Genomic DNA, 21293 nt, shown 5'->3' on the forward strand with positions numbered 1-21293 from the left:
CAACATCTGTCCTGAGCCGTGCGTTCTGTTCCAACGTCGAATGTGGCGGAGCTTGTCGCCCTGGCGTAATGATTTTGGGCCGCCCCTGCGGCACCCGCGACCAGGCCGCCTTTGTAGGAGCGCGCTTGCGCGCGATGGGGCGTTGTGGGTAACGCTTCATCGCGCGCAAGCGCGCTCCTACGAGGCGTCGATCGCGCGCGACGTTGACCGGCGTCTCTGCGTCTCCGCGTGCCGCGCTCGCGCGCAAGCCATCTACAACGTGCCCTGCTTCCACAGCCGTACGATTTCCGCCGGGGCGTGTTCTTCGGGGATGCGCAGCGGTTCGCTGGCGCCATCCCAGATGATGCTGAAGTAGCGGCGGTCGCCGCCGCCGGCTTGCGGGGCGGGGAGTGCATGCGCCAGGCACTGATCCAGCAGCGCGCCCAGGTGTTGGCGTTGCACCTCGTCCAGCTCTTCCAGCAGCAGCTGGCGCTCGCGGCGCATGGCCGGGAACGCGGCCACGCCACCTTCGCGTGCCAACCGCAACACGACACCCGGTTGCAAGGGCGGCAGTTGCACGGTCATGCGAGCACGCCCACGTCGCGCCAGGCCTGTTCCACCGCACTGGCCTCGGCACTGCCCGCGCCGTAATCGGTGCTGGCCACGCGCACGGTGAGTGCGGCGAAGGTGGCGAAGTCCGCACTGGCCGACAGCGCGCCACCGGTGAGGGCGCGGTACCAGATGCGCCCGGCCTTTTCCCAGGCGTAACCGCCGATGGCAACCGCGGCGCGCTGGAAGGCGCGGTTGGGAATACCGGAGTTGTAGTGCACGCCGCCGTCGTCTTCTTGCGTGTCCACGTAGGCGTCCATATGCGCCGGTTGCGGGTCCTTGCCCAATGCCGGGTCATCGTAGGCGGTGCCCGGCGCCTGCATCGAGCGTAGCGCCACGCCCTGCACGCCGGGCAGGAACATGCCGGCACCCACCAGCCAATCGGCTTGCGCGGCGTCCTGGCGCAGCGCGTATTGCTTGACGAGCACGCCGAACACGTCCGAGACCGATTCGTTCAAGGCACCGGACTGGCCCTGGTAGATCAGGTTGGCGGTGCGCTCGGTAACACCGTGGGTGAGCTCGTGGGCCACCACGTCGATGGCGATGGTGAAGCGGGTGAAGATCTCGCCGTCGCCATCGCCGAACACCATCTGCTCGCCGGTCCAGAACGCGTTGTCGTAGTTGCGCTCGTAGTGCACGGTACCAAGCAGCGGCATGCCGGCATCGTCGATCGAGTTGCGCGCATACACCTGCTGGAAGAAGGCATGGGTGGCGCCGAGGTAATCGTACGCCTCGGTCACGGCGACATCGTCGGTGGGCGGCGCGCCTTCCTCGCGCACCAGCACGCCAGGCAGGGCAGTGCCTTGCTGGGCGTCGTAGAGATGCCGCCGCACTGCGGTGTCAGTGGTGGCGGTGGGCGCATCGTCGGCGCTGTCGCGCGCCAGCAACCCCTGCGCGCGGCGCTGGCGCAGCTGCGCGGTGATGTGGCGGGTGAGCTGTGCGCAGTGCCGTGCGCGCTCCGGTGCGGCCTGCGCCACGTGGTCCAGCAGATACGGCGGCAGGATGCCGGCGCGGCGGGGCGCAACAAACGCAGACATAGCGATCTCCACAGTGGGGGCTGCGCCGGCGACTATGCGCGGTGCGACTTTAGGAAATCGTTAGCTGCCAGCGGCCCTTGCCATGGCAGCGCGCTGCGGACGGGCTGGCGTTCATGCCAGCTGCGCGAGCGCCTGCGTGATGGGGGTGGGCCCATCCACGAATCCCACGGTCTTGCCGATGGTGGCCGGCGTGGCCAGGGTGGCGGCGATCACCTGCGCGACATTGGCGCGCGACACGCCCTCGGTGGTGTCGCTGCCCGGGTCGCGGGCGATGCAGCCGCTGGGTGGGTCCAGGGTGAGCCGGCCCGGCCCAAGCACGGTCCAGTCCAGCGTGGTGCCGCGCAGGTGCGCATCGGCAGCTGCCTTGGCCTGCGCATAAGCGAAGAAGCCATCCTCCGGGCTCACCCCGTGCTCCAGCCCCGCGCCCAGGTAGGACACCATCACGTAGCGCCGCACCCGCGCCTGCTCGGCCGCGTGCATCGAGCGGATCGCGGCATCGCGGTCCACCGCATAGGTGCGTGCGGCATCGCCACCGCCGGCACCGGCCGACCACACCACCGCATCGTGGCCGGTGATGTGCGCGGCGATCGCCGCGGTGTCGGCATGTTCGATATCGAATAGCGCGGGTGTGGCGCCATCGGCGATCACATCGCTTGCGTGGTCGGGATTACGAAACAGCGCGGTGACGTGGTGGCCACCGGCCAGCAGCAGCGGGGTGAGCAGTCGCGCCACCTTGCCGTGGCCACCGATCAACAGAATGCGAGACATGGAGTTCCAGCCAATGCGCCTGCTGCGAGGCGTGATGACCTAGCGTGACGGCTGCAGCGCTAAGGCGATGTCATTGGTTGCGTTCGCAAGGCGTTGGCAACAAATGCATGCGATGCCCTGACGGCGCCGCCGCGGTGACGCAGGGCGGCCACGGCATTTCCGCAGTTTGCCCGCGCCCGCAGCGCTGCCGGACAATGCGTCCGCCACGCACCGTGGCGTACCGGACCCACCGATGACCGCTCCGTCTGATTCCCACGCCCGCGTTGGTTGCGGCGCCTTTATCCGCCGCAGCGACGGCCGCCTGTTGCTGGTGCTGCGTGGACGCGCGCCCGAACAAGGCCACTGGGGATTGCCCGGCGGCAAGGTGGACTGGATGGAGACAGTGGAAGACGCGGTAGTGCGCGAAACCCTGGAAGAAACCGGCCTGCACATTCACCTGCAGCGCGTGCTGTGCGTGGTGAGCCAGTTCGAGCGGGCGCTGTCGCCGCCGCAGCACTGGGTGGCACCGGTGTACCTGGCCGCGATCGACGGCAGCGAAACCGCCGTGCTGCGCGAACCGGAAGCACTGCACGACCTTGGCTGGTTCGCACTCGATGCGTTGCCCACGCCGCTGACCCGCTCGGCAACGCTGGCGGTGCAGCAGCTGGCGCATGAGGCGGCTGCTTGAGCGGGACATCCACATAGTGTGAGTGCTGCACGGGGTAGTGGTGCAACGGCGCGACACGCTTGCCACGTTGGATCCAGAGGTGTGTACACCGAAGCGGGCGCGGGGATACACCCCGGTATTTGCGGCAGGTTGCCGCCAAGCGGTGGCCCCTGCTTGAAGAGACGGTGCGGCGGCGCGACCGGCGTCGTTAGCTCACGTGGCTCGACTGGCGCGTTCGATGCAGACGTGTGGCCTGATCAGGAGCGCAGTGAGACACCTCCGGCATTTGGTACGCTGCCGCCAAGCGGTGTTGCTGTTTGAGGCGCGCCAAGTAACGGCAAGTAACGGTGCGCAACGCCTGCTTGCGTGTGTGGCCTGGAGGACGCTTCAGCGATTGCGCGTGTCGCATACAGCAAGCGCAACGGATGCAGCCCCGCCAGCACGGGCACAGAATCTTCTCGCAAGCCTCGCTAGGCTGAGTGCTGTTTCCGCTTTGCGAGCTGTTGTCCATGCCGTCCTCCGATCTGCGTGCCTTCGTCGTCCGTGTGGTCATCGTGCTGGCCCTGGTGGCCTACGCGTGGTTGCTGTGGGCGCTGTCGGGCCTGCTGCTGATGGTATTCGGTGCGGTGGTGGTGGCGGTGCTGCTGCGCGCGCTGGCCAGTTGGGTCACCCGCTATACGCCGCTGTCGGATGGCACGGCATTGGGGCTGGTGGTGGTCGTGGTGGCGGTGGGATTCACGGCGTTGCTGTGGTTGTTCGGCTCGCAACTGGCAACAGAGCTCGGCGCCCTGCAGCGCACCTTGCCGCAGGCCTGGGCGCGCTTCCATGATTGGGTTGCGGCCGGGCCGTTGGGGCCAGCGCTGGAAGAACTCACCCGCCAGGCACCGGCGCGCGTGTCCAATCTGGCGCCGCGTGCCGGCGCCTTCGCGCTCAGCATCACCGGTGGGGTGGCGAACCTGTTCCTGGTGCTGGCCGGTGCGGTCTATCTGGCCGCGCAACCGCAGCTGTATCGGCGCGGTGTGCTGTTGCTGTTTCCCGTGCAGGTGCGCGCCACCATGGACGACGCCGTGCGTGCCAGCGGCACCGCGTTGCGGCTATGGCTGCGCGGGCAATTGCTGGCGATGGTGGTGGTGGGCGCACTCACCGGGCTGGGCCTGTGGGCCCTGGGCATTCCCGGCGCACTGGCCCTGGGCATCATCGCCGGCTTGCTGGATTTCGTGCCGATCGTCGGGCCGATCCTGGCCGCCATTCCGGCCATCCTGCTGGGCTTTACGGTGAGCCCGCAGATGGCGCTGGCCACGGCGGCGTTGTTCGTCGTCGTGCAGCAGATCGAAGGCAACATTCTGCTGCCGTTGATCCAGCAACGCACTGTGGATCTACCGCCGGTGTTGCTGCTGTTTTCGCTATTCGGCATCGGCACGTTGCTGGGGCCCGCAGGTGTCTTGCTCGCTGCACCGTTGACGGTGGTGGCGTTCGTGCTGGTCAAGCGCCTGTATGTGCAGGAAGCACTGCACACGCCCACCTCCATCCCCGGCCAGAAGCACCACTGAGTAAGGCGTCTGCGTAAGCGGCAACGCTGCAATGCAAGCGTGTTGTCCAGGAATGGATGTGCCTGCTTGTGCGCTGCGCATCGCCTACGACGCGATCACTGCAGCGCCGTCTCCCATGGCAGCCGCGCACACGGCGCGCCGCAGCGCGCAGGCTATGCTCGTGTGTTGATCGAGGCCTGGGAGGGCATTGCATGACACACCATCGATGGACACGACGCATGCTGCTGGGGTGCCTGGCGCTGCTAAGCGCGGCGAGCGCGAGTGCGGCTGCGCCTGCAGTTGCAGCCGCATCGAGGCCGGCGGCAACGCAGGGCGTTCGGCATGTACCCGCGTTCGATCTGCCGGTGTCTGAGTACCTGAGCCCTGCGGCACGTGCGCAGGTCAGTGGCGACGTGGACCGCGGCGACCCGCTGGCCAAGGCCGACAACGCCACGCTGCTGCGCCAGCTGCCCACCATCCGCGCCGATACCGAACGTTGGGCCGCAGGCGTCATCGCGCAGATGCGCACGCGCTACGCGGTGGAGATCACGCCCGAGCAGTGGAACGGTGTACCGGTGCTGCGTGTACAGCCGCGCACGCGCACGCCCGAGCAGGCCAAGCGGCTGCTGATCGAATTGCATGGTGGCGGCTTTGTGATGGGCAGTGCGGCCTCGTTCGGGCTGATGGAAGCCATTCCGGTGGCGGCGATGACCGGCATCACCGTGGTGGCGGTGGACTACCGCATGGGCCCGGAGCACCAGTTCCCCGCGGCCAGCGAGGACGTGGCCGCGGTGTATCGCGCCGCTCTCAAGACCTACACCCCGGCGCAGTTGGGCCTGTTCGGCTGTTCGGCCGGTGGCGTGCTCACCGGCGAGGCGCTGGCGTGGTTTGCCAAGGAACAGTTGCCGATGCCGGCGGCGGCAGGCCTGTTCTGCGCTGCGGGCGACGCACGTTACCGCGGCGATTCGCAGCGCGTGGTCGCGGCGGTGAACGATGCCCTTCTACCTGATGTGGCAGGCACCCTGCCGATCATGGAAGACCTGTACTACGGGCCGGATGTGGATTTCCGCGACCCGCTGGTATCGCCGGTGTTCTCCGATGCGGTGCTGCGCCAGTTCCCGCCTACCTTGCTGATCACCGCCACACGCGCAGCAGAGTTGAGCAATGCGTCCTATACGCACGCGCGGCTGGTGGATCTGGGGCGCGAGTCGGACCTGCATGTCTGGGACGGCTTGGGCCACGCCTTCCATCTCACCGACACGCTGCCCGAGAGCCAGCAGGCCTTGCGGGTGATGGCGCGCTTTTTCAGCAAGCATCTGGGCCTGCCGCCGCCGCCACTACCAGCGTCACGCTAACGCGGCACACACACCGGCTACCCGCGGTGCTTACATCGGCCTGCTTAGGTTGAGGTCGACGGCGCTGCAATTGCAGCGCTGACACTGAAACAGGAGAAACGACGGATGAGTCCGCAAATTCCCCAGGGTGCGTTGGTGGTGGTGGCCGATGGCGGCGAAGCGCGGTGGTTCACCAATACCGGCGATGAAGCCAAGGTGGTGCTGCGCCAGCATGCCCGCACCGACGTGCAAAACGTCGATGACGAAGGCCCGGCCGGCAAGATTCCGCCCCGCACCGCAGAGGCGGAACTGGACGAAATGACCTTCGCCAAGCAGCTGTCGCAGGCCTTGAACGACGGGGCGCTCAAGCACGAGTACAACCACTTGGTGCTGGTGGCCGACCCGACCACACTGGGCCGGGTGCGTCCGCTGCTGCACAAGGAAACCCAGCAGCGCCTGGTGGGCGATTTGGCGAAGGACTTCACCAACCTGCCGCTGGAAGATATCCAGCGCGCGCTGTCGTAAGGAGCGCACGCAGCGATGGCGTTCGTGCGGGAGTACGCGGCGCAGGCGCCGGACCGTAGTGCGGTCGATGCGCAACCGGGGCTGCAGGTGCTGGAGTTCGGCACCGACTGGTGCGGCCACTGCATGGCCGCGCAACCGCTGTTGCAGAAGCTGCTGGGCGGTTATGCGAACATCGAGTACCGCAAGATCGAAGATGGAAAAGGGCGGCCCTTGGGCCGCTCGTTTCGCGTGAAGCTGTGGCCCACCATCATCCTGCTGCGCGATGGCGAAGAAGTCGCCCGCGCCGTCAGGCCGCAGACGCGTGAGGATTTGCAGGCCGTGTTATCGGCGTTGGAGGCGGTGGGGTGAAGCCGCTGGTGTGTTTCGGGCGGTCAGCTGTTCTGCTGGTATGAAGTACCGCGGCAGCGCCCTGGCACATCAGGCAAACCATGTAGGAGCGCGCTTGCGCGCGATGAGGCGTTACCGGGAAGGCTTCATCGCGCGCGAGCGCGCTCCTACCAAAAGCAGGTTGTGCAGAAGTCGTTGCGCCTCCAGAGCGAGGGTGTTTGCAGCATCAATAACGCAAGCGCGCGACGTGCAGAGATCGATAGCTCCGTAGGAGCGCGCTTGGGCGCGATGAGGCGTTACCGGGAACGCCTCATCGCGCCCAAGGGCGCTCCTACGAAAGGCAGGCTGTGCAGCACTCGTTACGCCTACGGAGCGAGGTTGTTTGCAGCATCAATGACGCAAGGTCGCGCCATGCAAAGATTGATAGCTCCGTAGGAGCGCGTTTGCACGCGATGAAGCTCTACCGGTAGCGCCTCATCGCGCGCAAGCGCGCTCCTACAACAAGCGGGCGCGGATGATTCATGCCTGCAAAGCCCCGCGCACTTGCTGAAGACACATTCAGGAAAACCCCTGAAATCAGGCCATTTCCCGCAGCGTCCCAAGCTCGCGCCTGCAACGCTGTGCACGCTGGTGTAACATGTCGGGCTGATCAAGCCCTTGGGCACTGCCCACCCCTTGGTCGTCTGTCCCGCAGCGTCGCTGAGTTCACGCGGCCGTCCGGGAATGCCTCCGGCGTCGTCCACTGCATGTGCCTTAGCCATGCAGCGCGTGATGTGCCGTGCCTTGCGTAGTGTCAGGGCGAGCAGGCAGCGATGGCCGCACCAGGAGACTTCCGCATATGCACGACACGCGCGCGATCCGCTCGCATTTCGGTTGGTTCAAACGCCGCCGCCAATTGCAACTCGACGAGGTCACCGTGGTGGACCGCGGCATGCTGCGCAAGGCCGTGGGCGCGGCCGCGCTGGGCAATGCAATGGAATGGTTCGACTTCGGCGTCTATGGCTATCTGGCAGTGACGCTGGGCCAGGTGTTCTTCCCGTCCAGCAATCCCACCGCGCAGTTGATCGCCACCTTTGCGACCTTCACCGTGGCGTTTTTGGTGCGGCCGATCGGCGGCATGGTGTTCGGCCCGCTCGGTGATCGCTATGGCCGGCAAAAGGTGCTGGCGGCCACCATGATCCTGATGGCGCTGGGCACCTTCAGCATCGGCCTGATTCCCGCGTACGCGCAGATCGGCCTGTGGGCGCCGGCGCTGTTGTTGCTGGCGCGGTTGCTGCAGGGGTTTTCCACCGGCGGCGAATACGGCGGCGCGGCGACCTTCATTGCCGAATACGCCACCGATCGCAATCGCGGCTTGATGGGCAGTTGGCTGGAATTTGGCACATTGGGCGGCTATATCGCCGGTGCGGCCACCGTGACCGCGTTGCACATGGCGCTGAGCCAGGCGCAGATGCTGGACTGGGGTTGGCGGGTGCCATTCCTGGTGGCCGGGCCGCTGGGGTTGCTCGGCCTGTACATGCGCATGAAGCTGGAAGAAACCCCGGCGTTTCGCGCCTATACCGAACAATCCGAACAGCGCGAGCGCGAAACCACCGGCCAAGGCCTGATGACCCTGCTGCGCCTGCACTGGCCGCAGCTGCTCAAATGCGTGGGCCTGGTGCTGGTGTTCAACGTCACCGACTACATGCTGCTGACCTACATGCCCAGCTATCTCAGCGTCACCATGGGCTACGCCGAGAGCAAGGGCTTGCTGCTGATCATCCTGGTGATGCTGGTGATGATGCCGCTCAACGTGGTCGGTGGCATGTTCAGCGACAAGCTGGGCCGGCGCCCGATGATCATCGGCGCGTGCGCGGCGTTATTCGCACTGGCCATCCCGTGCCTGTTGCTGATCGGCAGTGGCTCGGACGTGCTGATCTTCACCGGGTTGATGCTGCTTGGCCTGGCGCTGGTGTGTTTCACCAGCTCGATGCCTTCGACACTGCCGGCGCTGTTCTACACCCCGGTGCGCTACAGCGCGCTGTCGATCGCCTTCAACGTCTCAGTGTCGTTGTTTGGTGGCACCACGCCGTTGGTCACCGCGTGGCTGGTGGAGCGCACCGGCGACCCATTGGTGCCGGCGTATTACCTGATGGGCGCGGCGGCGATCGGCCTGGTGACGATGCTGTTCGTGCGCGAAACCGCCGGGCTGCCGCTGCGTGGCTCGCCGCCGGCAGTGGCCAGCGACGCCGAAGCGCGCGCGCTGCTGCAGGGCGACAGCCCGGTCACAGTGGATGCGCAGTTGCCGTTGAGCGGCACGCCGTCGATCGGTCAGCCGCGCCCTGCGTAAGGCCGGGCGGCGCGCTCAGCGCAAGGCCGGGTCGCGGGTGTCGGGCATGTCCGGGTAGGGCATGCCCTGCCCGGTTTCCACGTAGCGTTTGAGGCTGCTGCCCAGGAAGAACTGCCAGCCTTGCGCACAGACCTCGAAGCACGGTGAGTCGCGGTAACCGGACTGCACGAAGTCCAGCCGCGTGCCATCGCTGGTGGACAGCAGATCAAAGCGCATCACCGTGCCCTCCCACGCGGTGGTGTCGAGCATGTTGGAGCGCTCGCAGCGCCAGCACACCTGCCGGTGGTCGGCACCGCCATCGATGCGCAGTTCCACCTGCCAGCCGTGGCCGCTCCAGTCCAGACACACGCGCTCGCCCACTTGCCGCACCTCGCGTGTCCACCAGCGCGCCAACTGCGCGGGCTCGGACAACGCGGCGGAGACCACCTCCGGGGCGGCGGCAATGACGAAGCGATGGCGGATCTCGCGGTTCATCGGTCACGGTGTTGCCTGCGCGGAGGTCGATGATCGCGCATCTTGCGCGCAACATGCAGTTTTCGCCGCGAAGGTTGCGCCCGCTTGTGCGCCGCTCACATGCGGCTGAGTACCATCGCCACAGGCCCCAAGACGATGACGACCGCCATGACGACGCTCCCGATCCCGGTGATGGATGCCGCAGCGCAGCACGATCTGGCCACAGCGCATGCGCTGCTGGAAAACCCCGGTGTGGCCGCACAGATCGCCAATACACTCGGCGCGCCCATCGAAAGCCTGGTGGCCAAGCGGCTGCCCAAGGTGGTGACGCGCAGCATCGACGGCGTCACCCGCCGCGCGCTGCAGGTGGCGATGAAATCCGCGCTGCTGAGCCTGCGCGGCAAGACCGTGGCGCACGCGCCGGCCGCCACCGCGCGGCACACCCTGGCGGTGGCTGTGGCCGGCGGCGCTGGCGGATTCTTCGGCCTGCCTGGGCTGATGGTGGAATTGCCGGTGACCACCACGGTGATGCTGCGCTCCATCGCCGACATTGCGCGCTCGGAAGGCGAATCGCTGCACGACCCGGAGACCGCGCTGGCCTGTCTGGAAGTGCTGGCGCACGGCGGCCGCAGCGCCAGCGACGACGGCGCCGAATCGGGTTACTTCGCGGTGCGCACTGCGATGGCGCAGCAGCTCAGCGCTGCCGCGCACTACGTGGCCGCGCACGGCTTCGCCAGCAAGGGCGCGCCGGCATTGGTGTCGCTGGTCTCGCGCATCGCCGCCAAGTTCTCGGTCAACGTGGGCGAAAAACTCGCCGTGCAGGCCGTACCGCCGGTGGGCGCGGTGAGCGGCGCCACGCTCAACACCTTGTTCATGCGCCACTTTCAGGCGATGGCACGCGGGCACTTCATCGTGCGCCGGCTGGAACGCCGCTTCGGCGCCGAGGCCGTGCGCCGCGCGTATGACGCGTTGCCTGCGCCACGCTGATCACACGGTGGCACTGTTCATGCCGCGTACGCAGCAGCGGCGTGCGCGGCGCTTGCAAGACATGTCGAACAGAGCGCCCCGCGCTGAAGCACGCGCTCAGGCATAGTGCCCGGCGCAGTGGCAGAGCAACGCCGCCACTTCGCGCTTGCTCCATCATCATCACGCGCACTCGGCGATTCGCCCTCTTTGGAGGTATCCATGACCAAACCCTTTGCCCCCGCCTCCGCACGCAACCGCGATCCGATTCTGAGCGTGCTGCAGCGGTACTTCGCTGACCGGCAGCACGTGCTGGAGATCGGTGCGGGCACCGGGCAGCATGCGGTGCACTTCGCGGCAGCGATGCCGTGGCTGCGCTGGCAGGCCAGCGATCATCCGGACCATCTGCCGGGGATGCGGCAGTGGCTGGACGAAGCCGCGTTGCCGAATACGCCGCCGCCGGTTGCACTGCAGGCGGTGTTGACGCCCGCGCCGGGTCTGGCACCGGCGCCACCATTGCCGCCGGTGCAGGCAGGCACGCCGGCCGGCTATGACGCCATCTACAGCGCCAACACCTTGCACATCATGGGGTGGCCACAGGTGCAGGCGTTGTTTGCCGGCTTGCCTGCGGTGATGGCGCCGCAGGCGGTGCTGGTGATCTATGGGCCGTTCAACCGCGATGGTGCGTTTACCAGCGATAGCAATCGCGACTTCGATGCGATGTTGAGAGCGCGCGATGCGGCATCGGGTATCCGCGATGCCGCGGAGGTGGATGTACTGGCCGCGCAGGTGGGTTTGCAGCTGGTGGACGATGTGGACATGCCGGCGAACAACCGCTGCCGGGTGTGGCAGCGCGCTTGATCCTTCGGTGACGATGACGCCGCGCTTTTGCGTTGGAAGGAAATCGTTCGCGCCGTTGGCAACGCGGCACTGTCCTGTCAGGTGCGCCGCCGTTCCAACCACCACACCCCCGCAGCCACGGTAAGCCAGGCGAGCAGCCACGGCCAGCGTGCGCCGGGGTGCGCTGTTGGTGTGGCAGCGCTCGCGCGGCTGGAGCCGCTGGCCGCCAGTGCGGCGGTGGCCTCGCGCAGCTGTTGGCGATACAGCGCGGGCGCGTCGGTGGGCGCGCGCACAAACAGCCAGCGTTGGGTCGTGCCAGTCTGCAGGCGATGCCAGCCGGTGGCGGCCGGCCAGTAGCCGGCGCAAGGCGGCGCGCTGCCGCTGCGTTCGGGCAGCAGCGGGTGGCGGCTGCCATCAGGCGCAATCACGTGGGCGTCTGCGCCGACGTCGCACAAGGTCATGCGTTGCTGCACCCAGCCGTCCTGCACTGGTGCGGGAAGTGCGGCGCCTGGGCGTGCCACCGCGCCGAGCAGTTGCGCCCACAGCTGTGCATGCAGGTCGCTGCGGCCTGCCAATACCAGCGCGTAGCTGTCGTCGACCACGCTCACGCCGATGCGTCCGCGGCCGGCGCTGCGCCACCAGCCCAGCGCAGTGCCATCGCTGGCGCGTGCGGCGACGATGGCGTCTTGAACCTGTGGTTGCAGCGTGCGGCGTTGCAGGGGCGGCACGGCGGTGTCGGTGGTTGTGCTGCCGGTGTTGGTAGTGGTGTCGGTGCCGGCGTTGGCCGGCGCCGCTGCCACGGTCACCGCGGTGCTGGTGTCGCCGCCGCTCACCGGCAGGCCGAGCGCGGCGAGCGCGCTGCGGGTGGCCGCATCCACCGGGCCGGTCACTCGCACCAGCACGCCCAGGCCGCGTGCGATGGCGGCGCCCAGCAGCTGGCGTTGTGCTGCGCTCAAGGCCAGCAGGCGGCGGATGTCCAGCACCAGCACATCCAGCTGGTCCAGGCTGGCGGCGTCCAGGCTGGCCGTATCGCCCAGCTGCAGGCCGGCGCTCACGGTCACCTGGCTACGTACGGTCAGGCCGGCATCGCTGGCCCAGCGGCGCAGGTATTTGACCTCCGGCTGCGGGGCGCCGGCCAGCAACAGCAGGCGGGCCGGCGGCACCGGGACCACCTGCACCGGCACCACCAGATGCCCGCGCTCGGCGCCGGCTGCATCGCGCAGGCGCAGGCCGAACAGCACCTGCCCGGGCGCGCGCGCCAGGCCGCGCAGGTGCACCTGGCCGCGCGCATCCGGCGAGGCGCGGTCGACGCGTTGGCCGGCCGGGTCGAGCAGTTCGACCTGCGCGCCCGGCAGGCCCTGCACCTGCGCAGCGATGGTCAGCGCTTCGCCGGGCGCCACCGACGGCGGTGCCCAGGCGGCGACCACGCCTGCCGGTGCCGGGCTCGGCTGCACCCGCACCGGCACACGCAGGGCGTCGCGGTCGCGCGCGGGCAGGCCGTCGCCATGCACGATCACGGTGGTGGTGCCGGGCGCGCGGCGCAGCGCGGTGGCCAGGTCCGGCATGCGGGCGACGCGCGGCAGGTGCGGGGCTTCCGGCAACGCCACCCATTGCGCGGCCTGGCCCACCTGCGCCGGTTGGGTGCCGGCCGTGGCCACGTGCAGCGGGCCGCCGTCCTGCAGACGCGGCGGTGGCAACAGCACCGGGTAGAGCAGGGCAGCCAGCACGGGTTGGGCCGCAAGCAACAGCCATAGCCTGCCGCGCGGCTGCGGTTGGCGTGCGTGCGTGCGCAGCAACCGCAGCCAGCCCAGCACCACCATCAGCAGCAAGGCCGCGCCCACGATCCAGGGCAGGGCGACGGTCATGACTGCCACCTCCGAGCCGCATCACGAAGCACCGATGCTGGCGGACGCGTCGCACGGCTCAGCGCACACGGTTGAAGGCTGCCGTGTACTCGGCAGAACCAGGACCTGCGGGAACGGGATGCGGCAAGCATCGGTGGCACTGCAGCGGTCATGGCTGTGGCGCCTCGCGCAGGGCATCCAGGTACCGCTGGCCGCGCGCGTCCGCGGCCGGGCGGCGGTGCACCGGGGCCGGCGGCGCGGTGACCGTGCGCCACACCAGGGCGCGCAGCTGCGCCCGGCAGTCGCGGCAGGCCGGTTCGCTGCGCAAGGTCTCCACCGCGGCGGCCAGGCTGAGCGGGTCGGGCAGCTGGTCCTGTGCGGTCTGCAGCCAGCGCGCGTAACGGTCGAGCAGCGCATCGGGCACCGCGCCGTCTTCGTCCAAGGCGCTCCACAGTGCCAGTGCGGTGGGGTCCGTTGGCGGGCGGGTGTCGAGCGCGGCGGGGCGGTCGCCCAGGCCATCGCGCTTGCCGGTCATGCGCCGGCTCGGGTCGATCGGCGGCAACTCCGGCCCCACCCGCGCCAGGTAGATGCGCTCGGCCTGCTGCACCTGCTTGATGAAGCCCAATGCCTTGTTGGCGTACGGCAATGCGCGCTCGGGGTGGCCCTGGCGCAGCTCGCCTTCGGATTGCCACATCTGGTCCAGCGCGGCGCGCAGCAGGGCGCGGGTCTGTGGGTCGAGCAAGGTGGCTGCTTCGGCGTGGTCGTGGGTGTGGCCGAACTCGGTCAGCACGTCCTGTTCCTGACCAAACCCGCCGCGCGCCGGCTGCGCGTCGTCGTGGTCATGATCGTGTGGGTCCAGCGCGGCTGCGCCGGGTGGATGGTCGTGAGCGTCGTGAGCCTCAGCGGTGGCCTTGGCTGTGTGCTCGGCATGTACGTGCTCGGCGGGCGGTGCCGGTGCATCGGCGGTGGGCATGTCGGCCGTGGGCAGGTCGTCGGCTGGCGCGTCGCTGGTGGGCGGCTCATCGGCAGTGGGCGGCCCCTTGGGCGCGCCTTCGCTCTCTTCGCCCAGGAACTGGCCATAGCGCAGCCGCAGCAGGCGCTGGTCCACGCCGATGGCGTCCGAGCGCTTGAGGTAGGTGGCCGCATCCAGGCGGGGTTTTTCCTTCAGCAGCGCCTCGGCGTCGATGATGATCTGGCGCTGGCTGCGGAAATACGCGGGCAAGGTCTGCTTGACGCTGGCCTCCAGCCCGGCGGCCTGGGTCTGCTGGGGCGGCGGCCAGCGCAGGATCACGCTGGCGCTGCGGCCTTCCTGCGGGTCGGGTTGGCGGGTGTCGCGCACCACCAGCTGGGCGATCAGGTCATCGCCGGCGGCCATGCCCAGCGCCTGCGGCTGCAGCGTGGCCACGAAGCTGCGCCGGGTGGCCGGGCCGCTGCCGGTGAGCGGGCGGCGCTCGGTGCGGAAGGTGATGTTCTCGCCGCTGCCCTGGGCCAGGGTCAGGCGCAGTTCGGCGCCGGCAGCCACGGCGTAGTCGTCGCTGGCCTCGAAGCGCAGCGCCCAGGCACCGTTGGCCGGCGTCCACAGCACCAGGCTCTGTTCGGGCGCGAGCACGCGCACCTGCGGCGGGCGGTCGGGTACCACGTCGAGCCGGTGCAGGCGGCGGTCGGCCGGCTGGCCGTCGATGAGGATGCGGTACAGCGTGGGGCGCTCGGCCAGCAGTTGGCCGCGCCATTGCTCGCCGTCTGGCTGCCGGGTCAGCGGAAGGACGCGGCCGTCGTTGAGCCGCAGCGCTAGCGTGCGCGGCGCCGGCTGCACCTGCAGCTGCCATTGCAGCCGGGTGCCGGCCGGGACGCGGCCATCCAGCTCCGGCAGCTCGGCCGGCGGCAACCCGGTGTAGGCCGGCGGCGTGCTGCGCAGCCGGGCCTGGCGCAGGGCGGGTTTGCCGGCTGCGGCGCGCGCGGTGGCGACTGGGTCGGTGGTGGGCGCGGCGGGCGCGCTGGGCTGTGGCCACACCAGCACCGCGACGCCGGCCAGCACGCCGAGCAGGGTCCACGGCCACCAATGCCAGGGCCAGGCCGGGCGCAGGTTGCGCGGGCGGGCGTGCAGGCGCTGTTCCAGGCGCTGGCGTTGCAAGGTCTGCAAGGGGCCGAGCGCGGCGGGCGTGGCGAATAGCAGGTCGCTGCTGTCGTCCAGATCCGGCGCCTGGTTCAGGCGCCGGATCAGCCAGGCCTGGTCCAGCCGCCGCGCGGCTTGCCAGGCCGCCACGGCCAGCGCGGCCAGGCTCGCCAGCAGCACCAGCCAAGCAGCTGTGCCCGCGCCCAGCCGCCAGCTCAGCAGCGCCGGCAGCAGCGCCAACGGCAGCCAGAACAGCAGCACCGCCGCCGCGCGCCGCCGCCGCGCCGCCTGCCAGGCGCGTTGCAGTGCGGGCGTGCTCATGCTGCCCTCCCGCGGCGCGGGCCGGTGGCCAGCCAGCGTTCGATACCGAACAGCAGCAGCACCAGGCCGATCAGCCAGGGTGCCAGTGGCTGTGGGTCGATGCTCAGGCGGATGGCGGGGCCACGCACGGGGCGTACGGCCTGCGCCACCGCGCGCTGCGGAGTGGGACGCGGTTGCAGGGCCTCCTGCAGGCGGGTGGGGAAGTCGGCGTCCAGCAGGGCCGGCAGCGGCTGCGGTTGCAGCGGTGCGGCCCAGCGCAGCACCTGGCCGCGCCCGAGCGCGGCGGCGTCCAGCACGCGGGCGCCCTGGGCATCACGCAACAGCGGCTGCAGCGGTGCGCTGAGCGACGGCGGCAACGGGGTGTCGGCAGCGAGTAGTAGCTGGCCGCCGGCCGTGGCCCAGGCAATGACCGACGCCGGCGGCGCGCGCTGTGGCAGCCACACCACCAGCGTGCCCGGTCCCCAGCGGCTGGGCACGGCGGTCTCCGGCGTGCTGACCGGCAACGCCCCGGGCGTGGCCCAGGCGGCATGCACCGCGCGCAGATAGCGCAGCGCCGGTGCGGCGGCATCATCGGCAATCACCTGCAGGCGCAGTGGTGCGGGGGGCGTGTCCGCCGGCACGGGCGAGCGCCCGGGCGCCACCTGCCACTCCACATGGCGACCCAGCTGCAGGCGCTGCGCATCCAGCCGGCCCCACTGCGCCGGCACGATCACGCCAAGCGTGCTGGCGGCGGGCAGGCTGGCGTCGAGCTCGCGCAGCAGGCTGGTGGCCGTGGCAGTGCTGCCGGCCGGCACCGCAGGCGCGGGCGTCTGCGCATCGATCGGCGGGAAGCCGGGCGCCAGCCACACCCACTGCGTATCGGCTGCGCGCGCACGCACGGTGGCCAGATCCACCCCCGGGCTCACCGCAATGCGCGGGCGTGCATCGTCGTGGTCACGCAGCGCCGGCTCGGCCAGCAACACGGCCAGCGCCGCCAGCAACACCAGGCGCACCAGCAGCAGCGGCCATTCGTCGAAACGCACGTGGTGACGCGGGCGCGGCACGGCACGCAACCAACGCAGCGCAGCGAAGTCGGTGGGGCGGTGCTCGCTGCGCCGCGCCAGATGGATCAGCAACGGCAACACCAGGGCGGCGAAGGCGGCCAGGCCGGCGGGAAAGAGCAACAGCATCATCGCGCCGCTGCCGTGGGTGCGGATGGATGCGGCGATGCCTGCATGCGTGCGGATGGCGTGCGAACGTCATGCATGTCATGCGTATCGGCAGCGTTCACGCAGGCCGCACCACGCCGCCGCATTGCACTGGCGAGAACGCAGCCGTGCCTCATCGCCGCGCCTCGCGCGCGAACAACTGCCGCAGGGCCATGTCCGGCGGCGCATCCAGGTAATGCACGGCGTGTGCAATGCCGGCGGCGTGCCAGCGCGCCTGCCGCGCGCGCTGCGCCTGATCGAAGCGCTGCAGGTAGCCTGCGCGCATGGCCGCGCCATCGCCCAGCAGTTCCTCGCCGGTCTCCGGGTCGCGGAAGCGGTGCCCGCCGTCGAAGGGGAAGTCGCGTTCGTCGCAGGTCAGCACCTGCAGCTGCAGCACGTCGCGGCGTGCGGCGGCGAGTTTTTCCAGTGCCTCCAGCAAGGCATCGTCGAAGCCATCGCCGATCGACAGCACCAGCGCATGCGCGGCGATGCGTTCCCACAGCGGGCGTAGCGCATCCATGCCCGGCCAGGCGCCGCCGGCCCGCAGCCCGTGCAAGGCCAGCCACAGCCGGTCGCGTTGACGCGGCCCGCCGCCGGCCGGCACCGCCACCAGCCCACCGCCATGCACCGCAAACAGGCCGACCTGGTCGCCCTGGCGCAGCGCCACCTCGGCTGCGCACGCGGCCAGCGTGGCCATCGCCTGCAGGCGCGTGCTGCCCGGGCGCGCCTGATCGGCCTGGCCGGCGGAAGCGGTGGCGTCGAGCAACAGCCAGAGCGTGAGCGGGCTCTCGCGCTCGGCTTCGCGCACAAAGAAACGGTCCGAGCGTGCGTAGAGTTTCCAGTCGATCTGGCGCAGCGCGTCGCCGGGTTCGTAGGCGCGGTACTGGGCAAATTCCAGCCCGGCCCCGCGGCTGCGGCTGGCGTGCTGGCCGATGCCCTGCTGGCCCTGCGCGTTGCGCGCGTGCAACTGCAGGCCACGCAGGCGGCTGCGCAGCGCGGCGGGAATCAGGGCCGGCACGTCGATGCTCACGCGTGTGGATGCCTTACGCGGGGTACGGCACGGCGCGCAGCAGCGCGGCGATGACATCGTCGGCGCTGCGTTGTTCGGCCTCGGCGGCGAACGACAGCAGCAGGCGGTGGCGCATCACCGGCGCGGCCAGTGCGGTGACGTCCTCGCGCGTGGCGGCCAGGCGGCCATGCAGCAACGCACGCGCCTTGGACGCGAGCACCAGCGACTGCCCCGCACGCGGGCCGGCGCCCCACTTGATCCATTGGCGCACCTCCCCGCTGGCCTGCGGACCAGGCCGGCTTGCGCGCACCAGGCGGTTGATCCAGGTCAGCAGATCCGCGCCCACGTGTACCTCGCGGACATGCTGCTGCAGCGCCTGCACGCTGGCCGCATCCATCACCTTGGGCACCTGTGCGCTGGCAGTGCCGGTGGTCTGGGTCAGGATGTCGCGCTCTTCCTGCTCGCTGGGGTAATCCACGCGCACATGCAGCAGAAAACGGTCCAGCTGCGCTTCCGGCAGTGGATAGGTGCCAGCCTGTTCGATCGGATTCTGCGTGGCCAGCACGAAGAACGGTGCCGGCAATGCATAGGTGGTGCCGGCGTAGCTGACGGTGCGCTCGCTCATTGCTTCCAGCAGCGCGGCCTGGGTCTTGGGCGGGGTGCGATTGAGTTCGTCGGCCAGCAGCAGGTTGGTGAAGATGGGGCCTTGCTGGAAGCGGAAGTGCCGGTGCCCGGTGCCGTGATCTTCTTCCAGCAGTTCGGTGCCCAGGATGTCGCTGGGCATCAGGTCCGGGGTGAACTGCACGCGCCGGAACTGCAGTTCCAGCGCCTGGCCGAGCGAGCGCACCAGCAGCGTCTTGCCCAACCCGGGCGCGCCTTCGAGCAGGCAGTGGCCGCCGGCCAGCAGGCCGATCAGCAGTTGTTCGACCACCGCCTGCTGGCCCACCACCGCCTGCGCCAACGCTGCACGCAGCGCGCCGAGTTTGGAGAGCTGTGCGGTGAGGAGGTCGTCATTGGGGGAGCTCATGCGGGAAGTCTCGTCGTGGGCGGTGTGCGTAGCGTGGTGCGTGTCATTGCAAGGGCGAGGGTGCGATGCGTGTGGATGTGGCGATGCAGGAGCGTGCTTGGGTGCGATGGGTGACCGGTACACCGCATCGCGCGCAAGCGCGCTCATACGGGGATGGTGGCTGCTCATCGCCTTTATCAAGCTATGCATCTCCAACTCGGTTCTGCAATGTCCTCTCTGACTTGGTAGGAGCGCACTTGTGCGCGATGCGTTACCGATACACCCCAAACGCGCGCCCAGCTGGTTCTATCAATTGGTCAATGCATACATGACGATGTTCACTGCAAACTTGGTGTTGTCTTCGGCCAGGAAGCGTTTGTTGCGCCAGTCGTAATCCCATTCGCAGCCATAGTCCTTGTTGCTGTAGAGCACCCCGAGCCGGCCATCGATGGAGATGCCCTTGAGGTAGTCGTGCACCAGGTCGTCGCCCCAGCCATTGAGCTCGAAGCTCGTGGCGGGCGGGCCGTCCGGAAATTTGAAGAACGCGTTGTACAGCCGGTGGTTCTTTGGCAGTTTCTGCAGCGCACTCTTGCCGAAGATCGAGGCCATCTGCGCTTCGAACGAGGTGGCGAACAAACCATCGATGTCGTGATTGCAGTCGTCCACAAACACGAACCCGCCATTGCGCACGTAGCGTTCGAAATTGCGCAGCTCGGCCGGGTTGAACTCCACCAGCTTGTGCCCGGCCAGGTAACAGAACGGCGCCTGCAACATGCGCGGATCGGACAAGGCGATCACATGTTCCTGCGGGTCCACACGCAGCTGCGTGTAATCGATCAGCGAGGTGATCAGGTTGGACGGCATGCGCGCATCCACGTCCCAGTCACCGGAGTCGTAGCGTAAACGTGTAAACCAGAAATCGTAGTTGCCCGCCGCGCGCGCGCGCAACGGCAGCGCCAGGGTGGCGACGCTACCGAGCAGCAGGCCGAGCACGTGGCGCCGCGAAATGGGAGCCGGGAGACAGTGAAGGGGGGCCGCAGGCGCGCGCGCCTGCAAGGTATCCGTCTGCAAAGAGCGGCTTCTGCTCTTCGATTCCCGAATCCCCACTCCCGATTCCCGGCTCCGACTCACACCGCATCCGACAACGAGGTAAACGTGAAATCACGCAGCCGCATCGGCGGAATCATCATCACGTAGCTGGACTCGTCACCGGCCACGGGTACCGGCCTGCCCAACTCATCGATATTGTTGAGCATGATGATCGGCGATTCGTTGAAGCGGAAATTCTTCACCGGGTACTTGATCTGCCCATTCTCGATGTAGAACGTGCCATCGCGGGTCAAGCCGGTGAGCAGCACCGTCTGCGGGTCGACCATGCGGATGTACCAGGTGCGCGTGACCAGGATGCCCTTCTCGGTGCCGCGCACCAGCTCGGCAATGTTCTTCTCGCCGCCGGCCATCAACAGGTTGCCCGGCTCGCCGATCGCACGCTTGCCGTTCTTCTGCGCCCAGAAGCGCGAATACTGCAGGTTGGCGATCTTGCCGTTTTCCACGATCGGCATCTTCTCGCGCGGCAGGCCTTCCTCATCCCACGGCATCACTGCCGCACGCGGGTCCCAGGGGTCGGCGGTGATGTTCACGCGCGGGTCGTAGACCTGCTCGCCGAGCTTGTTGCCGCCACCCTTCTTGGACAGGAAGCTGCGGCCTTCATCGGCCATGCGCGCATCGAAGTAGCGCATCATGAACGAGATCAGGCCAGCGGCCGCGGCGGGCTCCAGAATCACCGTGTATTTGCCCGGTTCCAGCGCCTTGGCCTCGGCCGAATCGCTGGCCTTGCGCATCGCAATGCGCACGTCCTGCTCGGCCTTGAAATCGGCGGCGTCTTTCAGGTTGCGCCCCACCCAGCCCGAGCCGCGGCCGTCTTCGGTGCGCACGGTGCAGGTGTAGTCGAAGCGGGCGCCGCGCTGGTAACCGAAGTTGCCCTTGCTGTTGGCAAACGCGGTGAAGCTCTGGCCATCTTCCAGAAAGCCGGCGGCGATCAGGCCCTTGCCTTTGCACGGCGCGATCGAATCGGCCGCCACCTGCGCACGGAACGCCGGGTCGATGGCTGCGGTGGATTCGCTGAAGGTGGGGCTGGCGGTGTAGGTCTGCTTGTCGACGGCCGGCATGAATTCCGGATTCTCCGGTGCCAGCCGTGCCAGGTCTTCGGCGCGGCGTACTACGCGTTCCAGCGAGGCATCGTCGAACTCGTTGATGGTGGCCACGCCCACGCGCTTGCCGAACGCCACCTGCACCTGCAGGTCGGTGTTGTCGACGATGCCGCTGGTGGACACGTTATTCAGCGCAAAACGGATGTTGCCGTCGATCGAGCCGGTGAGCTGTGCGGTGCACTCATCGGCCTTGGACAATTTGATGACCTTGTCCAGGATGGCCTTGGCCTGCGCTTCGGTAAGGATGCTCATCTAGTTTTCTCC

19 protein-coding genes are annotated in these 21293 nt (G+C 68.7%); 8 read left to right on the forward strand and 11 right to left on the reverse strand.

The window, feature by feature from the left end; all coding sequences use genetic code 11:
* Window positions 1-252: 252 nt before the first annotated feature.
* The 3 genes from ACCQ09_RS00385 to ACCQ09_RS00395 all read right to left on the reverse strand — a co-directional run bounded on the left by ACCQ09_RS00385 (window position 253) and on the right by ACCQ09_RS00395 (window position 2393).
* A complete protein-coding gene (locus tag ACCQ09_RS00385) occupies window positions 253-564 on the reverse strand; it encodes a protealysin inhibitor emfourin (protein WP_011035333.1) in 312 nt (103 codons plus the stop codon).
* Entirely contained in the window at window positions 561-1625 is a 1065-nt protein-coding gene (locus ACCQ09_RS00390) for a M4 family metallopeptidase (protein WP_161960222.1), read from the reverse strand. The genes ACCQ09_RS00385 and ACCQ09_RS00390 overlap by 4 nt, the downstream gene beginning before the upstream one ends.
* A gap of 111 nt (window positions 1626-1736) precedes the next feature.
* Window positions 1737-2393: an SDR family oxidoreductase gene (locus ACCQ09_RS00395; RefSeq protein WP_011035335.1), complete on the reverse strand. Its 657-nt coding sequence runs from the start codon at window positions 2391-2393 to the stop codon at window positions 1737-1739.
* A 232-nt stretch (window positions 2394-2625) separates the two neighbouring features.
* Between ACCQ09_RS00395 and ACCQ09_RS00400 the strand changes: the two genes are divergently transcribed.
* The 6 genes from ACCQ09_RS00400 (at window position 2626) to proP (ending at window position 9083) form a co-directional block, all read left to right on the forward strand.
* Window positions 2626-3060, forward strand: a complete 435-nt coding sequence (locus ACCQ09_RS00400) for an NUDIX hydrolase (protein WP_043921515.1) — start codon at window positions 2626-2628, stop codon at window positions 3058-3060.
* A 488-nt stretch (window positions 3061-3548) separates the two neighbouring features.
* Window positions 3549-4589: an AI-2E family transporter gene (locus tag ACCQ09_RS00405; protein WP_012436910.1), complete on the forward strand. Its 1041-nt coding sequence runs from the start codon at window positions 3549-3551 to the stop codon at window positions 4587-4589.
* A gap of 218 nt (window positions 4590-4807) precedes the next feature.
* Entirely contained in the window at window positions 4808-5923 is a 1116-nt protein-coding gene (locus ACCQ09_RS00410) for an alpha/beta hydrolase (protein ID WP_040940289.1), read from the forward strand.
* A gap of 105 nt (window positions 5924-6028) precedes the next feature.
* Window positions 6029-6427: a host attachment family protein gene (locus ACCQ09_RS00415; protein WP_040940290.1), complete on the forward strand. Its 399-nt coding sequence runs from the start codon at window positions 6029-6031 to the stop codon at window positions 6425-6427.
* A 15-nt stretch (window positions 6428-6442) separates the two neighbouring features.
* A complete protein-coding gene (locus ACCQ09_RS00420; RefSeq protein WP_011035340.1) occupies window positions 6443-6775 on the forward strand; it encodes a thioredoxin family protein in 333 nt (110 codons plus the stop codon).
* A gap of 817 nt (window positions 6776-7592) precedes the next feature.
* A complete protein-coding gene (gene proP / locus ACCQ09_RS00425; RefSeq protein WP_040940291.1) occupies window positions 7593-9083 on the forward strand; it encodes a glycine betaine/L-proline transporter ProP in 1491 nt (496 codons plus the stop codon).
* A 15-nt stretch (window positions 9084-9098) separates the two neighbouring features.
* Here the strand turns inward: proP and ACCQ09_RS00430 are convergent, their stop codons facing one another.
* A complete protein-coding gene (locus ACCQ09_RS00430) occupies window positions 9099-9557 on the reverse strand; it encodes an SRPBCC family protein (protein ID WP_012436914.1) in 459 nt (152 codons plus the stop codon).
* A 147-nt stretch (window positions 9558-9704) separates the two neighbouring features.
* Here ACCQ09_RS00430 and ACCQ09_RS00435 point away from each other — a divergent pair, with 147 nt between their 5' ends.
* Together ACCQ09_RS00435 and ACCQ09_RS00440 are read left to right on the forward strand one after the other, a co-directional pair.
* Complete coding sequence (locus ACCQ09_RS00435) at window positions 9705-10523, forward strand: EcsC family protein (protein ID WP_228428353.1); 819 nt, start codon at window positions 9705-9707, stop codon at window positions 10521-10523.
* A 198-nt stretch (window positions 10524-10721) separates the two neighbouring features.
* On the forward strand, window positions 10722-11360 hold the full coding sequence (locus tag ACCQ09_RS00440; protein WP_040940292.1) for a DUF938 domain-containing protein: 639 nt from the start codon (window positions 10722-10724) through the stop codon (window positions 11358-11360).
* A gap of 77 nt (window positions 11361-11437) precedes the next feature.
* Here ACCQ09_RS00440 and ACCQ09_RS00445 read toward each other — a convergent pair whose 3' ends face one another.
* The 7 genes from ACCQ09_RS00445 to ACCQ09_RS00475 all read right to left on the reverse strand — a co-directional run bounded on the left by ACCQ09_RS00445 (window position 11438) and on the right by ACCQ09_RS00475 (window position 21281).
* Window positions 11438-13204, reverse strand: a complete 1767-nt coding sequence (locus tag ACCQ09_RS00445) for a hypothetical protein (protein ID WP_047676812.1) — start codon at window positions 13202-13204, stop codon at window positions 11438-11440.
* A gap of 148 nt (window positions 13205-13352) precedes the next feature.
* Window positions 13353-15617, reverse strand: coding sequence for a membrane protein (locus tag ACCQ09_RS00450; protein WP_047676815.1), 2265 nt, complete (start codon window positions 15615-15617; stop codon window positions 13353-13355).
* Window positions 15614-16789, reverse strand: coding sequence for a BatA domain-containing protein (locus ACCQ09_RS00455; protein WP_040940295.1), 1176 nt, complete (start codon window positions 16787-16789; stop codon window positions 15614-15616). Before ACCQ09_RS00455 ends, ACCQ09_RS00450 begins: the two co-directional genes overlap by 4 nt.
* A gap of 148 nt (window positions 16790-16937) precedes the next feature.
* Window positions 16938-17834: a DUF58 domain-containing protein gene (locus ACCQ09_RS00460; RefSeq protein ID WP_040940296.1), complete on the reverse strand. Its 897-nt coding sequence runs from the start codon at window positions 17832-17834 to the stop codon at window positions 16938-16940.
* A gap of 13 nt (window positions 17835-17847) precedes the next feature.
* Window positions 17848-18840 (reverse strand): AAA family ATPase, encoded by a 993-nt coding sequence (locus ACCQ09_RS00465; protein ID WP_040940297.1) that lies wholly within the window; start codon window positions 18838-18840, stop codon window positions 17848-17850.
* 288 nt (window positions 18841-19128) lie between these two features.
* On the reverse strand, window positions 19129-19812 hold the full coding sequence (locus ACCQ09_RS00470) for a DUF4159 domain-containing protein (protein WP_372386266.1): 684 nt from the start codon (window positions 19810-19812) through the stop codon (window positions 19129-19131).
* Window positions 19813-19946: 134 nt separating this feature from the next.
* Window positions 19947-21281, reverse strand: a complete 1335-nt coding sequence (locus ACCQ09_RS00475; protein WP_228428352.1) for a TldD/PmbA family protein — start codon at window positions 21279-21281, stop codon at window positions 19947-19949.
* Window positions 21282-21293 lie beyond the last annotated feature (12 nt).

Source organism: Xanthomonas sp. NCPPB 2586 (assembly GCF_041475775.2).
GTDB lineage: Bacteria > Pseudomonadota > Gammaproteobacteria > Xanthomonadales > Xanthomonadaceae > Xanthomonas > Xanthomonas campestris.

What these genes read in the sequence shown, in the direction of transcription:
- ACCQ09_RS00390 (WP_161960222.1), bottom strand. Translation starts at nt 1,625, where the DNA reads ATGTCTGCGTTTGTTGCGCCCCGCCGCGCCGGCATCCTGCCGCCGTAT.
- ACCQ09_RS00475 (WP_228428352.1), bottom strand. Translation starts at nt 21,281, where the DNA reads ATGAGCATCCTTACCGAAGCGCAGGCCAAGGCCATCCTGGACAAGGTC.
- ACCQ09_RS00440 (WP_040940292.1), top strand. Translation starts at nt 10,722, where the DNA reads ATGACCAAACCCTTTGCCCCCGCCTCCGCACGCAACCGCGATCCGATT.
- ACCQ09_RS00415 (WP_040940290.1), top strand. Translation starts at nt 6,029, where the DNA reads ATGAGTCCGCAAATTCCCCAGGGTGCGTTGGTGGTGGTGGCCGATGGC.
- ACCQ09_RS00405 (WP_012436910.1), top strand. Translation starts at nt 3,549, where the DNA reads ATGCCGTCCTCCGATCTGCGTGCCTTCGTCGTCCGTGTGGTCATCGTG.
- ACCQ09_RS00450 (WP_047676815.1), bottom strand. Translation starts at nt 15,617, where the DNA reads ATGAGCACGCCCGCACTGCAACGCGCCTGGCAGGCGGCGCGGCGGCGG.
- ACCQ09_RS00410 (WP_040940289.1), top strand. Translation starts at nt 4,808, where the DNA reads ATGCTGCTGGGGTGCCTGGCGCTGCTAAGCGCGGCGAGCGCGAGTGCG.
- ACCQ09_RS00385 (WP_011035333.1), bottom strand. Translation starts at nt 564, where the DNA reads ATGACCGTGCAACTGCCGCCCTTGCAACCGGGTGTCGTGTTGCGGTTG.
- ACCQ09_RS00400 (WP_043921515.1), top strand. Translation starts at nt 2,626, where the DNA reads ATGACCGCTCCGTCTGATTCCCACGCCCGCGTTGGTTGCGGCGCCTTT.
- ACCQ09_RS00430 (WP_012436914.1), bottom strand. Translation starts at nt 9,557, where the DNA reads ATGAACCGCGAGATCCGCCATCGCTTCGTCATTGCCGCCGCCCCGGAG.
- ACCQ09_RS00435 (WP_228428353.1), top strand. Translation starts at nt 9,705, where the DNA reads ATGACGACGCTCCCGATCCCGGTGATGGATGCCGCAGCGCAGCACGAT.
- ACCQ09_RS00395 (WP_011035335.1), bottom strand. Translation starts at nt 2,393, where the DNA reads ATGTCTCGCATTCTGTTGATCGGTGGCCACGGCAAGGTGGCGCGACTG.
- ACCQ09_RS00455 (WP_040940295.1), bottom strand. Translation starts at nt 16,789, where the DNA reads ATGATGCTGTTGCTCTTTCCCGCCGGCCTGGCCGCCTTCGCCGCCCTG.
- proP (WP_040940291.1), top strand. Translation starts at nt 7,593, where the DNA reads ATGCACGACACGCGCGCGATCCGCTCGCATTTCGGTTGGTTCAAACGC.
- ACCQ09_RS00465 (WP_040940297.1), bottom strand. Translation starts at nt 18,840, where the DNA reads ATGAGCTCCCCCAATGACGACCTCCTCACCGCACAGCTCTCCAAACTC.
- ACCQ09_RS00420 (WP_011035340.1), top strand. Translation starts at nt 6,443, where the DNA reads ATGGCGTTCGTGCGGGAGTACGCGGCGCAGGCGCCGGACCGTAGTGCG.
- ACCQ09_RS00445 (WP_047676812.1), bottom strand. Translation starts at nt 13,204, where the DNA reads ATGACCGTCGCCCTGCCCTGGATCGTGGGCGCGGCCTTGCTGCTGATG.